Source organism: Bradyrhizobium erythrophlei (genome assembly GCF_900129425.1).
GTDB classification, from domain to species: domain Bacteria; phylum Pseudomonadota; class Alphaproteobacteria; order Rhizobiales; family Xanthobacteraceae; genus Bradyrhizobium; species Bradyrhizobium erythrophlei_C.
The window spans coordinates 2,771,589-2,787,875 of the sequence record NZ_LT670817.1 but is presented as its reverse complement, the minus strand read 5'-3'; the positions used below and the strand labels follow the sequence as shown (position 1 = coordinate 2,787,875).

At 55.7% G+C, this 16,287-nt stretch carries 20 protein-coding genes, 2 pseudogenes and 2 riboswitches; of the genes and pseudogenes, 11 read left to right on the top strand and 11 right to left on the bottom strand.

The window, feature by feature from the left end; genetic code table 11:
- Positions 1-44 precede the first annotated feature (44 nt).
- Both B5527_RS12925 and B5527_RS12915 read right to left on the bottom strand, forming a co-directional pair.
- On the bottom strand, positions 45-326 hold the full coding sequence (locus B5527_RS12925) for a hypothetical protein (protein WP_425305070.1): 282 nt from the start codon (positions 324-326) through the stop codon (positions 45-47).
- Between the two features lie 425 nt (positions 327-751).
- Positions 752-1,447 carry a hypothetical protein gene (locus B5527_RS12915; protein ID WP_154072193.1) on the bottom strand — a complete coding sequence of 232 codons (696 nt, stop codon included), beginning with the start codon at positions 1,445-1,447 and terminating at the stop codon, positions 752-754.
- A 137-nt stretch (positions 1,448-1,584) separates the two neighbouring features.
- On the opposite strand from B5527_RS12915, the pseudogene B5527_RS12910 reads away from it, so the two are divergent.
- The 6 genes and pseudogenes from B5527_RS12910 (at position 1,585) to B5527_RS43770 (ending at position 5,076) form a co-directional block, all read left to right on the top strand.
- Positions 1,585-1,997, top strand: a pseudogene (locus B5527_RS12910) (hypothetical protein).
- A 497-nt stretch (positions 1,998-2,494) separates the two neighbouring features.
- Complete coding sequence (locus tag B5527_RS12905; RefSeq protein WP_197689301.1) at positions 2,495-2,974, top strand: zinc-ribbon domain-containing protein; 480 nt, start codon at positions 2,495-2,497, stop codon at positions 2,972-2,974.
- Between the two features lie 26 nt (positions 2,975-3,000).
- Positions 3,001-3,786 carry a hypothetical protein gene (locus B5527_RS12900; protein ID WP_079601634.1) on the top strand — a complete coding sequence of 262 codons (786 nt, stop codon included), beginning with the start codon at positions 3,001-3,003 and terminating at the stop codon, positions 3,784-3,786.
- Between the two features lie 210 nt (positions 3,787-3,996).
- Positions 3,997-4,254 (top strand): annotated as a pseudogene (locus B5527_RS47590) (HNH endonuclease); the annotation flags it as partial.
- Positions 4,255-4,287: 33 nt separating this feature from the next.
- Positions 4,288-4,551, top strand: a complete 264-nt coding sequence (locus B5527_RS46260) for a hypothetical protein (RefSeq protein ID WP_245332594.1) — start codon at positions 4,288-4,290, stop codon at positions 4,549-4,551.
- Positions 4,552-4,611: 60 nt separating this feature from the next.
- Complete coding sequence (locus B5527_RS43770; RefSeq protein ID WP_154072192.1) at positions 4,612-5,076, top strand: hypothetical protein; 465 nt, start codon at positions 4,612-4,614, stop codon at positions 5,074-5,076.
- On the opposite strand, the gene B5527_RS43765 is transcribed toward B5527_RS43770, so the two are convergent.
- A complete protein-coding gene (locus B5527_RS43765; RefSeq protein WP_154072191.1) occupies positions 5,077-5,268 on the bottom strand; it encodes a hypothetical protein in 192 nt (63 codons plus the stop codon).
- Positions 5,268-5,606 (bottom strand): P27 family phage terminase small subunit, encoded by a 339-nt coding sequence (locus B5527_RS12885; protein ID WP_079601631.1) that lies wholly within the window; start codon positions 5,604-5,606, stop codon positions 5,268-5,270. The genes B5527_RS43765 and B5527_RS12885 overlap by 1 nt, the downstream gene beginning before the upstream one ends.
- A gap of 122 nt (positions 5,607-5,728) precedes the next feature.
- Here B5527_RS12885 and B5527_RS12880 point away from each other — a divergent pair, with 122 nt between their 5' ends.
- Together B5527_RS12880 and B5527_RS12875 are read left to right on the top strand one after the other, a co-directional pair.
- The gene (locus tag B5527_RS12880) at positions 5,729-5,908 is read left to right on the top strand and encodes a hypothetical protein (RefSeq protein WP_079607249.1); all 180 of its coding nucleotides are present in this window, start codon (positions 5,729-5,731) and stop codon (positions 5,906-5,908) included.
- 242 nt (positions 5,909-6,150) lie between these two features.
- Positions 6,151-6,711 (top strand): HD domain-containing protein, encoded by a 561-nt coding sequence (locus tag B5527_RS12875; RefSeq protein ID WP_154072190.1) that lies wholly within the window; start codon positions 6,151-6,153, stop codon positions 6,709-6,711.
- 470 nt (positions 6,712-7,181) lie between these two features.
- Here B5527_RS12875 and B5527_RS45290 read toward each other — a convergent pair whose 3' ends face one another.
- On the bottom strand, positions 7,182-8,129 hold the full coding sequence (locus B5527_RS45290) for an HK97 family phage prohead protease (RefSeq protein WP_172842549.1): 948 nt from the start codon (positions 8,127-8,129) through the stop codon (positions 7,182-7,184).
- The gene (locus B5527_RS45285) at positions 8,014-8,349 is read right to left on the bottom strand and encodes a hypothetical protein (protein WP_172842422.1); all 336 of its coding nucleotides are present in this window, start codon (positions 8,347-8,349) and stop codon (positions 8,014-8,016) included. The genes B5527_RS45290 and B5527_RS45285 overlap by 116 nt, the downstream gene beginning before the upstream one ends.
- Positions 8,350-9,355: 1,006 nt before the next feature.
- Positions 9,356-9,460: riboswitch (SAM-I-IV-variant riboswitch) on the top strand.
- Positions 9,461-10,312: 852 nt separating this feature from the next.
- A riboswitch (SAM-I-IV-variant riboswitch) is annotated at positions 10,313-10,410 on the top strand.
- Between the two features lie 29 nt (positions 10,411-10,439).
- On the opposite strand from B5527_RS45285, the gene B5527_RS12850 reads away from it, so the two are divergent.
- Positions 10,440-11,186 (top strand): TY-Chap domain-containing protein, encoded by a 747-nt coding sequence (locus tag B5527_RS12850; protein ID WP_079601626.1) that lies wholly within the window; start codon positions 10,440-10,442, stop codon positions 11,184-11,186.
- A 480-nt stretch (positions 11,187-11,666) separates the two neighbouring features.
- On the opposite strand, the gene B5527_RS12845 is transcribed toward B5527_RS12850, so the two are convergent.
- From B5527_RS12845 to B5527_RS12830, 4 genes are all read right to left on the bottom strand, one after another.
- Positions 11,667-11,966 (bottom strand): hypothetical protein, encoded by a 300-nt coding sequence (locus B5527_RS12845; RefSeq protein ID WP_079601625.1) that lies wholly within the window; start codon positions 11,964-11,966, stop codon positions 11,667-11,669.
- A 96-nt stretch (positions 11,967-12,062) separates the two neighbouring features.
- Complete coding sequence (locus tag B5527_RS12840; protein ID WP_079607248.1) at positions 12,063-12,800, bottom strand: thermonuclease family protein; 738 nt, start codon at positions 12,798-12,800, stop codon at positions 12,063-12,065.
- A 104-nt stretch (positions 12,801-12,904) separates the two neighbouring features.
- A complete protein-coding gene (locus B5527_RS12835; RefSeq protein ID WP_079601624.1) occupies positions 12,905-13,387 on the bottom strand; it encodes a hypothetical protein in 483 nt (160 codons plus the stop codon).
- Between the two features lie 171 nt (positions 13,388-13,558).
- A complete protein-coding gene (locus tag B5527_RS12830; RefSeq protein WP_079601623.1) occupies positions 13,559-13,753 on the bottom strand; it encodes a hypothetical protein in 195 nt (64 codons plus the stop codon).
- A gap of 362 nt (positions 13,754-14,115) precedes the next feature.
- On the opposite strand from B5527_RS12830, the gene B5527_RS12825 reads away from it, so the two are divergent.
- Complete coding sequence (locus tag B5527_RS12825) at positions 14,116-14,583, top strand: hypothetical protein (RefSeq protein WP_079601622.1); 468 nt, start codon at positions 14,116-14,118, stop codon at positions 14,581-14,583.
- Between the two features lie 529 nt (positions 14,584-15,112).
- The gene (locus B5527_RS12820) at positions 15,113-15,358 is read left to right on the top strand and encodes a helix-turn-helix domain-containing protein (protein ID WP_079601621.1); all 246 of its coding nucleotides are present in this window, start codon (positions 15,113-15,115) and stop codon (positions 15,356-15,358) included.
- Between the two features lie 7 nt (positions 15,359-15,365).
- Here B5527_RS12820 and B5527_RS12815 read toward each other — a convergent pair whose 3' ends face one another.
- Entirely contained in the window at positions 15,366-16,061 is a 696-nt protein-coding gene (locus B5527_RS12815) for a response regulator transcription factor (RefSeq protein WP_079601620.1), read from the bottom strand.
- Positions 16,062-16,287: the final 226 nt, after the last annotated feature.

Below are 16,287 nucleotides of genomic sequence, written 5' to 3'. Positions count from 1 at the left end.
CAGCGGACCACACAAAATTGCTTGCCAAGGTAACACTGCGCTCATCATGCAGCGTGCGCCTGATCTGCCTTCGCTTCTCCGCGTACCAAAATCTTCAAAGCAACGTCGGGCAGCGGGCGCTGCAATGCTTTCGCCTGTTCCCATGGCGCGCGCATCCGCACGTCCCGCTCTTCATCGGTCGTCAGGATCACTGGCATGGCTTTGGGATGGATCGGCTCGACGACCGTGTTTGGCGCATCGTAAGAGAAGCAATAGAGCAGATGCGGTCTTGGGATCACATTTTTTGCTTCGTGCTGCCATCCGGTTGTAGGTGGATACTGCTTCACCGAGCTTGCGCCTATAGTATCCGTGTCTCTGAATGGCCAACCTAATTTCGTCGCTGACGGCGCCAACCTTCGTCTTCTTCTTGCGCCACCTTCCTGTCTCACTGTTAGGGATCGGCAAGCCCCTCGGGACCACTAGCAGATCGCCCTTCGAGTTCAAATACACGTCGAACATCGCAGCCCCTCCGAGCCTAAGGGCTGAGCATATCGCTGCGAAGCAGATGGAGTCACCCAAATACAACAGCGCGCCAAAAACAGCGTGTCGCAGACAACCGGCAGCGGCGCGTGAGCACCATACACATCGGCGGCAGGTTACCGACGTATCGGTTCATCACCCGGAACGGCTTGGTTTGTGGTGATTGAATATAGATTGCACATTGACCGTATCTGTAAGGCTGCCGAGGCGTTCCGGTCATCTCGACCGGTTGTTAATCCTCGTATTCTTCTTCCTTATTTTTGGAAGCTTCGAAGCCTTCGCCGCCTCGATTTGTGCGGAAAAATGCTGTCTCGCGCGTCCTGCCATTGCCGTCCTCATAACGCACGCAACCGACCGCGCACAGTTCAAACGTCCCGGTCGCATCGCCCAATAGATCGATGTCGGTGACTGGCCCGTTTGCCGTAATCGTGACCGTGTGGCGTTGCCCGCTTTCGAGAATTATCGGGCTAACGGGTTTGGGCGAGGCGTCCAGGCCGGGTATTGTCCAAATACCGCTTTCAATGTTGCGCCGAGCTAGATCGGCCCCGATGTCCGTGATAGTCGCCGCAGTTTCCCCCACGTTGGCGAGCGTCAGCCAATAAAATTCGTGCCCATCATCATCGTGAAAAGGCCCTTGAAGAAAGCGGACAATGACGCGGGGCCGATGCGTGGCAACAAATTCCTCCCGCGCAAGCCTTGCGAGGGCCTGCGATGTCTTTTCCGCTCTGTTCAAAAAATAGAACTGAGTTACCGACGCTGCTACTAACCCAGCCGTCAAGACCGCGAGCCAACCGGTGTAACGAGCAAGCCGCTCATCAACCGTCTCGGCGTGAGCGGTGGCCACTTCATGCTGGAATGAAGATGAGAGCGTCAGTCCAATTGAAAGGACGGCGACTGTCAGCAGGCAACCTATCAACAGTTCTGGCACTCGGAAATTCATCTACAAAATTCTCGGGCGACGTGAGGATTGCATGTTGACCGAACCTATAGGGTGATTTGCCTCTTCCGGGCATCTAATCCTAGTGGCATTGCCAAGGCCAGCAGGGCCCACTGTAATCCCCAGCCATGAGCACGAAATCGCGCGAGGTGATTTACGGTAGCCAGATCAGAGGCGCGAAGATACGTGCGGAGGGCGCGCGCAAGCGCGCTGCCGAGGCCATACGTGAGGCCGACCGCGCCGAGGCCGAAGCATGGTCGATCCAGATGGAAGGCTATGGCGGGCCCGCGCAGCCCTCCCCAACCGTAGCCCAATGCCTCAACGGCGGATACGGCTGGCTCGAGGTGGAATGCCATCGCTGCAAGACCCGGGCGAGCCTGCCGCTCGACGCGATCCGGCGTCCACGCAATACGCCGATCTGGAAACTTGAAGCGGCGCTGAAATGCCGTTCGTGCAGGAAGGGCCGATACGCGCCACCCGTACAACCGAACAGCGGGAAATCACGCCTTACGTTTGGGTGCATCCTGACGGAGATCGATAAGGCCGCCAACTGAGGCGGCCCTTACGTCAACAAAGCTTGCTATTTGAACAGCTTCCCCGCTGGATTCTTCCGATATTCGAGTCAATCGAGCTGAGGTAGCTTTCGGTCATATCGGCGTGGGCGGGCGTGGGCTTGAAAAGTGGCAAACAACGTTGGCCCAAATTCCGGCCGCGAGGAAAGCATTGCTAGTTCGGTCCATAATTGGCATCCCTATGTTGAATACCTAAAGGGTACACATTCAAGTAAATTAAGTTAAGAACAAGTTAGGACACTCCCGGATTCAACCTAGGACACGAGGAGCCAAATACGGACAGTACCCCTTCCGCCAAGAGAATCGCGGCCGTAATGCGCGCGGAAGGGTTGTCACGGAAGCAAGGTCATGTTGGCGCGGTCGTTTAGCCGCACTGGCGTCCCTGCGACCGCGATTTCAGCGACGCCAAGGTAATTAGGAAGTTCGGCGACGTGCCGGATGATTTGAGTGCGTTGTGACGCGCCCAGTGACTAACATCGCGACCGATCTTACAAAACGACCCAACGCTCTATCTGACTTGCAACGTCCGGTAGCCAAGTTAGAATGGGAGAAAAGCGGGCTGGGAATGGAAGTCATAGACTGTCACGATTGCAAGCGACCTGTTTCGTTCAGCGCAGTAGCTTGTCCACATTGCGGTTCGCTAGAAGCGGCAGGTCCATATCGATTCAGCAAGAAAGAAGCACGACGTTACAGGATCGAGCAGAAGAATGACAATAACCTCCTCATAACCAGCTTGGCGTTTGGTGCCATCGGCGCGGCATATGGGGTGTTTGCGAATATTCAGGGCATCTGGACGGCAAGTGTTGCGGCGCTTGCTTATGGTCTTTTGGGCATATTGATCGGAGTGCCAGTAGCATTCACGGTGAACATGGTCCGTAACTTGCGGTACTTCTTTGTGCCGGTTGTGCTTACGCTTGCACTACTCGCCTATCATATTTTTCACTGAAAGAACTGCTTGAGAGTTGGGCCGCAGTGTCAAACCAAGAAGCCTATTTGGGCCGAAGCCTGAACCAGCGTGCCTACGATGCGGCGGACCTTGCAAGCGCCGCGATGCAAGCTGTCATGCGCCAAAACAACGCTGCCGGCAGACTCGCGAGCGGAAGTACGCTGTTAGCTCTGCGCTCGGAGTCGGTCAGAATTTTTAATGAAGAATTCGGCAAAGCCGCGCAATTTGCGTTCAACCTTATGGAAAGCAATGGTGACGAGATCACCAAACCGCTTGCTTATTTCGCGCAGCGCATGATCGACTTGATCGTGGAACAGGTCAGGACCTACGCGATGCAGACGGGAATTGCGGAAGCAACGGTCGCGCCGGAAATAACCAAAACAAAGACTACGCTGGAAGAAAGGCGTGAGCGTCTTCTTGACGATTTCTGTCACGGCATGATGGGGGATTTGCGGTTGAAGAAAGACCCGGTCGTTAGCGTCATAAACTCACAGACGAATAGCCCAGGCGGCATTCAACAGGTAGGTGTGGGCAATTTTTCTCAAACTGCTTTTGCCCAAAATCATCAACCGCTAATAGCCGCGATAGATGCCGCATTGGCTTCCGCAGAGTTCGAAGGACTAGAGGCTAGCCAAAAGCAAGGGTTTAGGGATATCGCGGACGTAGTAAAGGAAGAAGCCGCGAAACCGCAACCGAACCCCGGCAAGCTCAGAAGGTGGTCCGATCATCTGGTTCGCATGGGCACCGAAATCGGTATGCGAGTTGCGGTTAGCGACATAAGTCAGGTTCTCGCCAAAATCTTCGCGTCGTAAGTGATTGTCATATGCCGCTGAAATAACTAAGCAGCGCGATACGCTTTCATACCATTGATCGGATGCAAGGACCGATGCTGACCGTAGCAGCTCGTCACTTTTCGCATACGAGCAAGGTTGTTATCGCCGATCTTCCCCTGCGATACTAATCCGGTCACCTCACACCGGGCACAGGCCGACACATCCCCCGCCGTCACACGAAGGGTCTCCATGAGTTCACGTCCTAAAATTACTGGCAGAGTTACTTCGCTTGCTGCCGCGTTTGTCCACGCCATCATTCCGAGACGAGTTAACATCGACGTACAAGCGAAGCTATACGAGCGGTTTAGAATCGAGCCGAAGGAATGCGTTTACTGCGGGAGAGAAGCAACTGATCAGGATCACTTTCGGGCAATCGTAAAGGGAGGCAAGCCTTCCGGTTATTTCCACACGGCTGACAATGTTGTGCCGTCTTGCGGCAAGTGTAACCAGTCGAAAGGAGGTGCAGGTTGGAAAGCTTGGATGAATAGCACTGCCAAAGGGTCCCCGCGAACGCGCGGCGTGATCGATCTGTCGGAGCGCGTTGATCGCTTGTCGAAGTTTGAAGAGGCTACAAACACGGTCCAATTCACGGAAGACGAAATGCGTGCCGCCGTTGGTGCCGATCTTTGGGATAGCTATTGGCGGAGACTCGATGATCTTGCGGCGCAGATGAGGAGTGCCCAAGCCGAAGCGGAGAAGATTTGTTCTGTACTACAACAAGAGTTTGATGCGCGATCCGGCTAACCAAGCCGAATCTTTGGCATCGGCCGATACATCCCGAATTAGCTAGTGAGGAATCCTTTTATGTCAGTTGCACTGTTAGCTCCAATTCCCGAAGAGCATCTAGTTTCGGGCATCGAAACACTAAGCCATGCTGGTAAGGTTGCATTTGGCAGTAAGAGTTGGGAGGTCTTCAACAAAGTTGACGCTATTCTTGCAGGTGGCGAATGCGATGTATTGATCTACGTATCTGACGCAGTTCGCCCCATTAGTCCACCAACTGTCACTTGGTCCGCGCGCTACTTGGGTTCGTCGCTGGCGATCAATGGCGCGCATAAAGACGGAATGAAATACCGGCCAGCAACCACGGATAACTATCCATCGGATAACAAAGGACATTGGGTGCTGTTTTGGGAAGTTGACAATCTACGGCGACTTCAATCGCCGATAAAGATCAGTCAAGTGCGAGGCTTTGAAAAGCCGCAGCGCTATTTGACGGGTTTTATCCCGCGCGGTCCCATGCTGATACAGGCACAAGATATCGCCTAATCAGCGTGGTTCCGGCCGATACATCCCCCGCCGCCACATAAAGGCGTCATGGTCGCCATAAGCTTCCCAAAGTGCTTCCAGTTCATCCCAAGGCATGAACTGGACGAACCCGCCACCTTCGCCGCGCAACCACGCCTCTTCATCAGCATCAAGCAAGCCGAGCCGTCGTACTTTGCGTTTGCGTACTGGCATTAACGGTTGCCCCGCAGAATCGGCGGTCTCGATTCAGACGGCGGCGCTAGATCAAGACCGAGTTCACGAACAAGCCGCGCAAACGCTAACCGGCTATCCCGTTCAATCGCACCCTCCGGGCGGGCGCGGGGCGCACCGAACCGATCTTCATAGGTCATGCCGTGCTTTGCGATAGCTTCGCGGGCTTGCTCTGATCGATCCCAGCTTTCGCACGCCTTGATCAAAAGGCGGACGTGATGCGAGTCGAGTTCGTATTCTTTGACGATTAATGTGAACCAAGCCGCCGTATCGGCGCGCAGGTGCTTTGGCGGCAGCAATGCCGCGTGTTTTGTTTTCATATCAAGTGTCCGTTCAATCGTTGTGACAAGCAGTCAAGTGTGTAGTTCATAAAATTTCGTTGGGTTGCATACATTGCGGGTCGTGATACAAGCCACACCACAAAAAAGACTTGGAGAAGAAAATGGCTAAGGCAAAGAAGATCATTCGTCGCGCATGGACCAAAGATGATGTGCGGCAAATGAAGACGATGGCAAAATCGAAGACTGGCGTTACGAAAATTGCAAAGGCTTTGAAGCGCACTACGGGTGCCACCAGCGTTATGGCCGCAAAGCTTGGCGTGTCCCTATCGACACGCGCCTAACTGACAAAACGACGACCCAATGCCAAGTTCAGAATCTGTTTTGAACCGGGGAATCGTTCGTGTGTGCTTCCCTATTGGCCGGTCGATGGCCCTGGTTTCCTAACGAATCGATGCCCCCCGCGGCCAAGCGTTGAATGTGCGTTGAGCAATAGCTATTTGTACTAAGTAAGCTCGCAACAAAAAGGATTCGTGGCGACAGCAATCGTGCTGCCGAACGCGCAGTCATGAGCAGAGGAGACAGAATGAAGGAATTGGTTTCGGTCTTACGAGCCGCAGATGCCGCAGCTCGTTGGCACGTTCAACAGCGACGAAAAGGTTCAGCACAAGAACCGTACATCAATCACTTGATCGAAGTGGCCAGCCTTGTTGCCCAAGCCACCGAGGGTTCTGATCCTAGCATCATCGCTGCCGCGCTTCTGCACGATGCCATTGAGGACCAAGGCGTGTCAGCGGACACAATCGCCAGCGAGTTCGGCCAGCGCGTCGCTGACATTGTCATGGAAGTCACGGACGATAAGTCGCTGCCGAAAGCGGAGCGCAAGCGGAAACAAGTCGAACGTGCGCCGCACAAAAGCCGTGAGGCCAAATTGATCAAACTCGCCGATAAAATCAGCAACGTTCTCGCCGTCGCAACCAGCCCTGCACCGGACTGGTCGGTTGAGCGTCGCCAAGAATACGTCGAATGGGCGAAGGAAGTTGTTGCCGGGCTACGCGGTGTCTCGCCGTGGTTAGAAGGCCAATTTGACGAAGCGGCCGAGCGCGCGGAAGCGGCGGTCAAGCTGGCGAAGGGTCGTGTGCAATAACCGCGCACCGCTCGCGGGCATAATCCCACGCTGAGAAGGCCACTGGTGTGTCTTTTGGATCGAGGACCACAATGAAAGGGTCATCCCCAAACAGCGTGTAGCGCTCGTATAAGTCCGTTGCGGACATGCCTGGCTCGAAGGCTCCGGTTAAGGACTGATCGACTATAGACCGACAGGCGGCGAGGGCTTCGTCAGCGGTCGCAAACACACCATGGGTGACGCGTTCGCTTTCGTCTTGGTAGTGGAAATTGTCGTCAATTAAGACTCTGTACATGTCCTGATCTACTTCCGCACCTCTTATATAGTGACCAGCGCTTCGCGCTTTTCAATGATTCGCTGGCTTTAGATTTAAGTATCACAACTGTCGCTCTGCTCGAATAAGGGCAAACGCGACTGCACCATTTTTTTGATGCAGCCGCGCCGCCGCACGGCGCAGGGACGTTGCGCGTGCTTCACCACCGACCAAAGAACTATCGGTGGCTCAACGCTACCTGCGCTTCCCGCAGAGCGTTGGTAAACGCCCGAGCCGCGCCATCCTTTAGCACTCGTAAGGAGTTCGCGTCGTCTTCCAGCAACCTAGCGCCTTCGCCGTCTATAAGCGTGCAATACGCTGGGCGACATGCTCCTTCTGGTACAAGGCTTATTTCTTCCAAGGTGGCGCTTCGGACCATTCGTATTCGCAACCCATCGATTTCTTTGTACTCACTTCCGTGCATGATGACACCGACCGAAAGCGCTGTGCGTTCACCGCTTCGAACTGTTTCGAGTGCCTTGCGGCGAACTGGCCGGTTGTCGATGTACAGTCGCATCGCCAAGCCATAATCATCGGCATGAAGAACTAGACCGTCGCACGTTGTCGCGACTATCTCGGACGGGTCGTGATCGAACAGTAGAAGCTTCTGTTCGCCTAGCATCGGATATTTGATCGAACCCGGTAAAAAGCAAAAGTACTTATCGCCCTGATTGATTATTGACCGCCACCGGATTGCGTACCCTTGAATGTGCTTTCGTTCCGCCCATTCTTGAGCGACGGTCATCCTGGGCGCACCATCGTCAACAGCTTTGACGGTGGATGGCGGGGCAACAGATTTATTGCCGATTTGAGTGATGTATCCGACGCCACCGTATTCAAGGTCCGGCCAACCGGACGCAACTTCGTATCCGCGCCAATTCACTGCCGAAGCGAAGTCCATCAAGTCTTCGGCATCCTCTCTTCCAAGGGTGCCGTCATGCGCTCCGTCATTTCCGTCTTCGCGGATACAGTCGGAAAGCTCCCTGAGTTCTCCCGGAAGTCTTCCGTTATCAAGAAGCCACGCCAAACGCGGGGCCAAGTCCCGACGAGTTTCCCGGTTTAGTCCAGGTGTGAACTCTTCCGGAAGGAGAGGTTTCGTCGCCAAATCGATAGCCAGTCTCAGCATCGCTGCGGCGCCAACCGACACTCATGCAGGCCGCAGCCTCATCGAAGGCCGCGCCGACTTCTTCTTTCGTAAATTCAGGTGCGGGGACGCGCGCTCTGTCTGTCAGATTAACAAAACCATCCACTCCGAAGTGGTTGTTGAGAGAATCTTTAAACTCAATCGGGCTATGAGTATTCAAAAATGGCGCGTCTTTGTATTCTTTCTGAGGGATAACGAACACCGTGGACCTGTGGCAGTTTCTGCACACGGAAAAGGCCTCGAACCTCCGCAGCCATCCATGCTGCGTTGTTGTCGGCAGCGCCTCCAAACATCAAAGGTTATTTTGCTCGAGTTGCATCGCGGGCAATCTGTAATCAATTCCGCCACGTCCGATCCCCCAGTTTTCGGACGTAAAGTGTCCTGACATCAACGTGCCGCGCTGGCCGCCTTTTGTCGAGCCCTTGCGGCGGCTCACCTCTCCTCGTCCGGATGCACCCCTAGGGCGCTTTTTGAACCTCGCACGTAAGCTGGAGTCCCGAGGCGTTCGAACCGGAAACAGACTTCGCATCAAGCGAGCAAACGTCGATTGAGCCCGTCCAGCGGTTTAGTCTTATCGTGGCAGCAATGCTGTTCTGTCCGCCGGGAATTATCGCCCAATGGTTTGTGACCATGATCGCCATGGCAATCAGCCCGGCTCCAACGACAACCGCTATGTTTTGTCCCATGCGGTGAATATGCCCTCCGAATCACCCCTTTTCCACCCCGGAAGTAGCGCCGGGCGACGCCCCCCTTTGCCTCGCGATCACCGATCCCAGCCGAAAGCCAAAAGGTAGAATAGCGCGCGATTGCCCCTGTACCTAGCCGCTCGTCGCGTGGTCTCAAACCCGTTCCTAATCGTCGTGCCCTGACGGTCACAGACGCGCCATTTCCACTTGGTCGGGCCTCGCTTGGTAATCAGCACTTCCAACTCGGCCCGCACCCCAATGCGACTTGTATCAATCGCAATACCGGGCAAGGAGCTGCGTTTTATCAAACCGAACCCTGCCACAATCAAACTGACACTACGCAACTAGGCGGTGTTCCACCAGATGAACACACTTATCGCGGAATGTTCCGCTTTCGAGCCACATACACCCCGATTTGACCGCAACTACGGCGCCGATACCCCTACCAATGAACGCGGCGGGGGCGCACCCCGGCACACTTTGAATCGTAGCTTGCAACCGGCAGGCTCTGCCTCCATATTGAGGATGCATCAAGAGTAGGGCTGACGCCCTCGCCAACCTGCCAACCTGGGCAAGGTGGTTTCCCGCAAGGGAGATGCGGCCACTTCGGCAACGAAACGGGTCGCGCGAATGTCAGCCCTCCTCGGGAGACCGATGGAGGGATTGTTATGTCTGAGCGTAAGTCCAACGCCCCAAGGACAGGTTCGAGTGAGCTAACTTCGGCAGGCGTACCTTGGTCCGAGGTGCCTGACTCTCCGTGTCCCTATACCGAATGGCTGGATGGACGTCACGGCTCGGCGGAGGACGCCCTGCCGGCTGTTGATCAAATACCGATTCCCGAAGTGCTTTTAGCCCTTCCTGTCTTGCACCCGGACCGCCCAACCGGATCAAAGCCCATGGCAGATGTTCATGGCGCAAGGCAACGGCTTGCGAATTGCCGCCCCGGTGCTTGGTTGTTGAGCCCCTTCACCGGCTGGCAGTGGGCCAAATGGCCCAATGGAGAAGTTGGCTGGCTTCCGGCCAAGACGGTATTGCCAGACTCACTTCGCGTGCGATCGCGCAACGATATTCAGTAGTCCCGTACAGAAATAGTCGAAAAATGAGACCTGCAGATCCCGATCAGAATCGCGATGCCCAGATGACGCAAAGAAGTATCTTCGTTGGTGCTGCGTCCACGGTGATATGTGCGCCTTCTATCGTGCGCTCTCTGAGCCTAATGAAGGTGCGTGGCTTGATATTCCCGATTGACCGACCGTCAGCGGGGTTTATTGACGCTTGCGATTTCAGTATTTGGAAGGAGCATGGATGCGAGGGTGGGACGTTGAACTAGATGGAAAGGTGGTTGGCCGGGATTTCGGAAATCCAAGCGAGGAAATCAGTTGCTTACACTCGCGTGAACGAGGGCTTCCCACTCCGAGTCTCGCATCGTCACACGCCGTGACAGCACGGCATCACCGGTTAGCGCGAGCGGCTGACTGAGTTTTGCATCAAGAGTTAGGGCTGACGCCCTCGCCAACCTGCGCAAGGTGGTTTCCCGCAAGGGAGATGCGGCCACTTCGGCAACGAAACGGGTCGCGCGAATGTCAGCCCTCCTGGAATCAATCCGATGGAGGGATTTTTTATGCCTGATTTACCGAACGGTTCGAAGCAAAAGTCAAAGTCCAATACGGACCCGTCGGGTTCATCGGAAAACGAAAAATCAGCCGAACCGACGGCGGCGAAGGAGACAATTCGCGAGCGGATTATGAGAGAAATATCACAGAATCCAAGGTGGTCGGAAGCTAAGCCATCTGGGCAAGGGTTCGTTATCGTTGGAGCGAGGCCATCGAGTGGGAAACCGGCTGCATTCGAGACCCTATTAACAACGTTACGACAAGATGAGCCAGCCCTCGGCAACTTGTCCGTTACGGATCAGAACTGGCTAGTGACTGCACTCGCTCATTTGATCCAAATCGATCAAAGTCGCAGGGTCGAAAATGTATCCGGAGATGCGTATTGCATTTTTGAAGTTGGTCGCGCCTATTTCCAATGCCTCGCGCCTTCCTTCGGAACATATTTGCGGTGTGAAGCGGTTTCGGAAAAGTTCGTTCCCGAAATGGGAGCCATCCTCACGCCGGAAAAACGGGATCGGTTGGTGCGAGAATTTGGGTTCACTGCGCCGGGCCACTCCAAGAATTTTTCTCAGAAGATCGAGGTTAAGGGCAAAGACGACCTCGCTTACGTTGCTCGGATGGCGTTTCGGGTGCTGAGGGATATATATAACGTAACGGACTTCGGTGCGACAAAGTGTAAGATCTCGATCCCAGAACCTGCGAAGCCTGTTTCAGTACAAATTCATGATCACAAAAACTAGACGTCATTGGCGATACCCGCGGACATAAAGGAGTTGCAGAGAAGTCGGCTGACCGATTGATCTGTGCCCTTCGACTCCCCAAGACAAGCCCAACGCGGTTTCCTAGAAGCCGCGCGGGACAGCGCAAGGCGTTATTCGCCGTATCTCTCTCGTTCTAAGAAGTTACGCCGGTGACGGCTGAGGAAGTGACGTTGGCCTTTCGTTGGCGGGCAAGCACCTCTACCTTGATGACGAAACCAGGAAACGCATCGTGTACATCCGTCAAAATTAATCGCATCATTTCGTCTCTCGTGCTCATTTAGGGCAGTGTCCAACACGGCGACCGGAACATCCTTGCGGGGATGGTCCGCGATCCACGGTACAGACCGAGCTGGGGGTGAAGCCGCTGGATTTGGAGGGATTTGGAGGGCCTTCGCCGCGTGGGCGCACTATGGCGCGGCGGCAAGTGACTTCTGGGAGCGAAAACGAAAAGGCGGCGCATCAATCGATTTGCTCTTCGATGATGGCCTTTCGTCCTCGGGTGAACAGCACAAGCAGTCCGAGAATGACGGCGCCCATCATCCAAAAGACCATGATAACGCCCGTGCCAATCGTCCCACCGATTGCCATTCCGACCTTGGCGGCCTGGGGATGGGCGCTGTCGACGTGGACGTCTGAAAGGATGCCCCAATAGCTCGCGACCCAAGCGAGCATGATCAAATTGAATGCCCAAAAAGCAATACGAAATAGCCACCCAAATAGCCCGCGGCGGTAACGCTCAGTTCTGACGATTTTTGCCATTTCAGGAATCCCCCCAACGGAGCGTTTAATATCCCAGGTTAAAGGTCTGCGAAAGCACTCAAAACATTCCGTGACGGGAATCACCACCTTGGCGTCTTAGCTTTTAGGAGCGCGACATCCCGCGGCTTCTGCCTCGCCCACCGAGCAAAACCAGCGTTTGCCCGGATCCATCCTCATCTTCCCATACCAGCGGTCGCCGGGCAGATGGTAGATGCATTCTCCGTGGCCTACGCTCGCTTTGATCGTGCAGTCGGGCGATGGCGCTCCCTCCGAGGAAACCGCGCCCAGCAGCGTTTTCTGGGCGTCTACGGGCACGCTGAGTGCGCCCAGGACCACGGTCGCCGCATTCCGATGCCGCCAATCCCACGGCGCAATAAAGGCACCGGCCCAAAGACCAGCGTTGGCTTCGCGTGCGATCTCTTCGTCGCGGTCGTAATCGTGCGAGTAGCGGACGAACGAAAGCGCCCACCCCGAGCGCACCATCCACGCGCTGATGTCCCCGCCCTCGATGAAGCATTTCCCGAGCGAGCGGCCGTATCTGTCAGATCCGACAAGGTCGCAATCCCAAGATCTGCCAGCCGAGTATTTGATCAGCTCGTCACGAGCGGTGACGCCGCAGGCCCACTTCTCACCCTTGGCATCGAGACAGACTTGGTCGGTCTCCGGCGCGTCGATGCCGGCGAAACGGATTTTCGCCGACCCGATTTGAACCGTATCGCCGTCGACGATTCGAGGAATGCCGCTTGCGATTTCTGCCGATTGCGTAGCACTTGCTGCCACTACAAAGAGTCCAAAAGCGATCACACTGATCCGTGCCACTCGAACTGTTTTCATCGCATGCTTGCGTTTCTCGATGCCCCAGATGGGTGGCAGCACCTACCGGATAAAAATGTCGAACCAGGGTACTGCTCTGAAAGGGGCGCCTCGGTGGTTGCGATCTAATCCTTGATCGGACATTCGCGGGTCACTGTCTGCAACGCCGACGCAGCACCAGAAATCTTGAAGATTTTTGTCTGCGATGTGCCCATCTCGTTTTCCAGATTGACTGCGAGTTGCCGACCTCCGGGCAGTTCCTTCCAGATATCGAAGTTGTTCTCGACTTGGATCATATGCTCATCGAGGGCGTAGGCATCAGCTATGACAATGTCGCCGCGATCAACGCGGAGTTTGACGGTGAACTTCTGCCCCGGCGTCAGCGTGTCGTCGGACAACCTTATCCCAAAATTCGGGGTCTTCTGCAGACAGCGCACGGCGAACCCAAAGCTGTCGTTTCCAGTGACCATAAAGTAGATGCCACCCTTGCCGAAGGCGTCGTCCTCCGACTTAACTATCCAGTCGCCCACCACTCTGGTGTTTGATTCCGCTTGAGCCGCTGATCCGAAAAGCGCCAAGGCGGCGAATGCAATCGCTAACTTCTTCACGTATTTAATCCTTAGAGAGACGTCGAATTGACGCGGGCTCTACTGATTAAAAAAACGAAATACAGTCAAGTTAAGAAAAACAGATGGCATGCATCAGCGGCCCCCGCGCTCCATTGTTCTGCTGCCGTTGGTTGGCGGGCCACGACGTTCAGGCGCAGCCATGGTGGTCGCTCATTTCTTCACCTTCAGCCCGATCTCGACCAGCCGGCGGATGGCTTCAGAGCGAGACACACTATGCGTTGCTGCCCACTTATCGAGATCCGCGACCGTGCCCGGCTCAAAGCGTGCGGGGATCGTTTCGCCGAACTTGACGCCAGCCGGACGCCCCCTCGATTTTTTGTGTACAGTTTTTGTTTGCTTGGTCATGATTATTCGTGTACAAGAAAATCAAGCCGGTGAGAAGGATCAGCTTTCGCTGGGGGCTACATCCTGGGCGAGGTTTGATCATGGGGCGGCCTGATCGCCAGGTTGTCCGCGAGTTGCGGCGCGTCAGTGACGTCTCGATCATCAAGCCCGCCGAGTCATTCCGGCGGGTTTTTTCCTGCCGATTTCAGTGTGGATACCTCGCACGGCCTTGATCCGATTTGGCGCTTTTATCTGGACGGCGAGATCGAGCGGGATCAAAAGTTTCGTATCCCGTTTAGGCATGTCGCCTTGCGGCAGAACAATAAGGATCCGGGTACATGTATGGATGATTCGTTTTGTGTGAATGCGCCGGCGGTGTCGGCATGATCCTGTATCATTTCACCCGCGCTGAACGCGCGGAGCAAATTCTCAAGCACGGCCTATTGCCCGCTGGAGACAGGCACAACATGTTGGGCGGCGCCGAAGTTGTCTGGCTGACGGAGCGAGAAGTTTTGAGAATGTCTGCCGCGGAACGCAAGGCAGTCTACGAACGTTCGGGCCAGATATTACGTAGCTGGCTGTATAGCGAGATGGAGGACGAGGTGGTGCGGTTATCGGTACGCATTCCCTCGCATGATCGAAGGCTTGAGAGATATATGCCATGGCTGCGCAAGCACTGGCGCCCCGGAATGCCTAATCCTTACGACAGCTTTTGGAGGCGTAACGTCATGGAAGCGCATTGGATTTACGATGGAGAAATTGCACCGTCCAGCATCTGCGCGGTTGACAAAGATCGCAGTTGTTTCAGCCAAGCTGAGGCGCTGACTGACGATCTGGCGGTGTCGGTATGAGCCGCGTCCAGTTCGGCGCGCAAAGGTAGAGTCACCAAGCTATCGCCACCATGTCTCGCGAGGAGCGGGCGAAGCTACTCGGTGTCCACGTCGAGGTGTTCGACGCGGGAGCAGCAACCGTTCGGTCCATCGTTACCCTTTGCCGCCCCGGCGCATCATTGACGTCTCGATCATCTCCCGTAGGTCATTCCGCCGGCTCTGTGCAAATGTTAGTGCGATTCCTTTTCTAACGGCCTGTGGCTTCTGTGCATCCGCTTAACTTGACGTATCAACGTGCGAGAAACCGCTGGTGCGCATGGCTGAACACTGCGACGCCCCCTGGGGAAAAGCCGGACGGGGGGCTGGAACTGCGCGTTCCGCGTGGACAGCTCAAAGCCGAGGCTTACTATTGAGGGGCGGGTCCACCAACGAGGTGGTCCATATCCTGATGGCGCCCTGCCCGACAAGTGGCTGCAGCGGCCGTACGGGCTGCGCTGCGTGACGGCGCTGAACTAATTTCAAATGACAGAAGGATCGGAGATTTTGTGCGATGCATGAGTTTAGTCAGAAGGGCGTGGTCCCGTTGTCGGAGCGGCTGTCGCTGTCGCCTGAGGAAGCGAGCGCACTCACCGGGATCGGGCTGACGACGATCAAAGCGGCGACCTATAGTGGCGCGCTGGTCGCCCGGAAGAACGGCAAGAACACCGTCATCCTACCGGAGGATCTGAAGGCTTGGCTAAAGTCTCTTCCGAGGATTGACAAAAAATCGACAAACGAACAGCTGGAGTATGCGTAGAAACCCTTTATTTATAGGGATTTCGGTCCACTCCGTCACGGATCATGTACCCCGCGCCGCGAATCGTATGAAGCAACGGCCGCTCGAATCCCTTGTCGATCTTGGAGCGCAGCCTCGAAATATGCACATCTATGACATTGGTCTGCGGATCGAAGTGATAGTCCCAGACGTTTTCCAACAGCATGGTTCGCGTCACCACCTGCCCGGCATGCTTCATCAGATATTCCAGCAGCCGAAACTCGCGCGGTTGCAGCGTCAATTCATCCTTGCCGCGCGCCACCCGATGCGAAAGACGATCGAGTTCGAGATCGCCGACCCGATAGGTGGTTTCCTCGGCCGGGCCGCCATGGCGGCGCGACAGCACTTCGACCCGCGCCAGCAATTCGGCGAATGAATAGGGTTTTGGCAGGTAATCGTCGCCGCCGGCACGCAAGCCCTTGATGCGGTCATCTACCTGTCCGAGCGCCGAGAGAATCAACACCGGCGTGCGGTTGCCCTTCTCGCGCAGGCTGCCGATCAGCGACAAGCCGTCGCGTTTCGGCAGCATTCGGTCGACCACGAGCACGTCATAGTCGCCGCTATCGGCCAGCGCCAACCCTTCCTCGCCATCGCCGGCGAGATCGGCGACGTAACCGACTTCGCGGAACGCCTTCACCAGATAGTCGGCGGACTCGCGGTCGTCTTCGATGATCAAAAGGCGCATTTGGGGGTCGGTTGCGGTCAAGTGGGTCAGCCTTCTGTCACCATGGCGCGGTCGGCATCCCTACGCAAGACGACCTGTCACCTCTCGATTAAGAGGAAAAGCGGGCGGTGAAGCTGGGGGGACCTCACCGCCCTTTGACCTTCCGACGGAGGGGGGCGTATTCCACCGGAAGGTAACTAAAGGGAGCGGGCTTTTGGCCCGCCCCCCGGAAAGAGCCGTCGGCGGG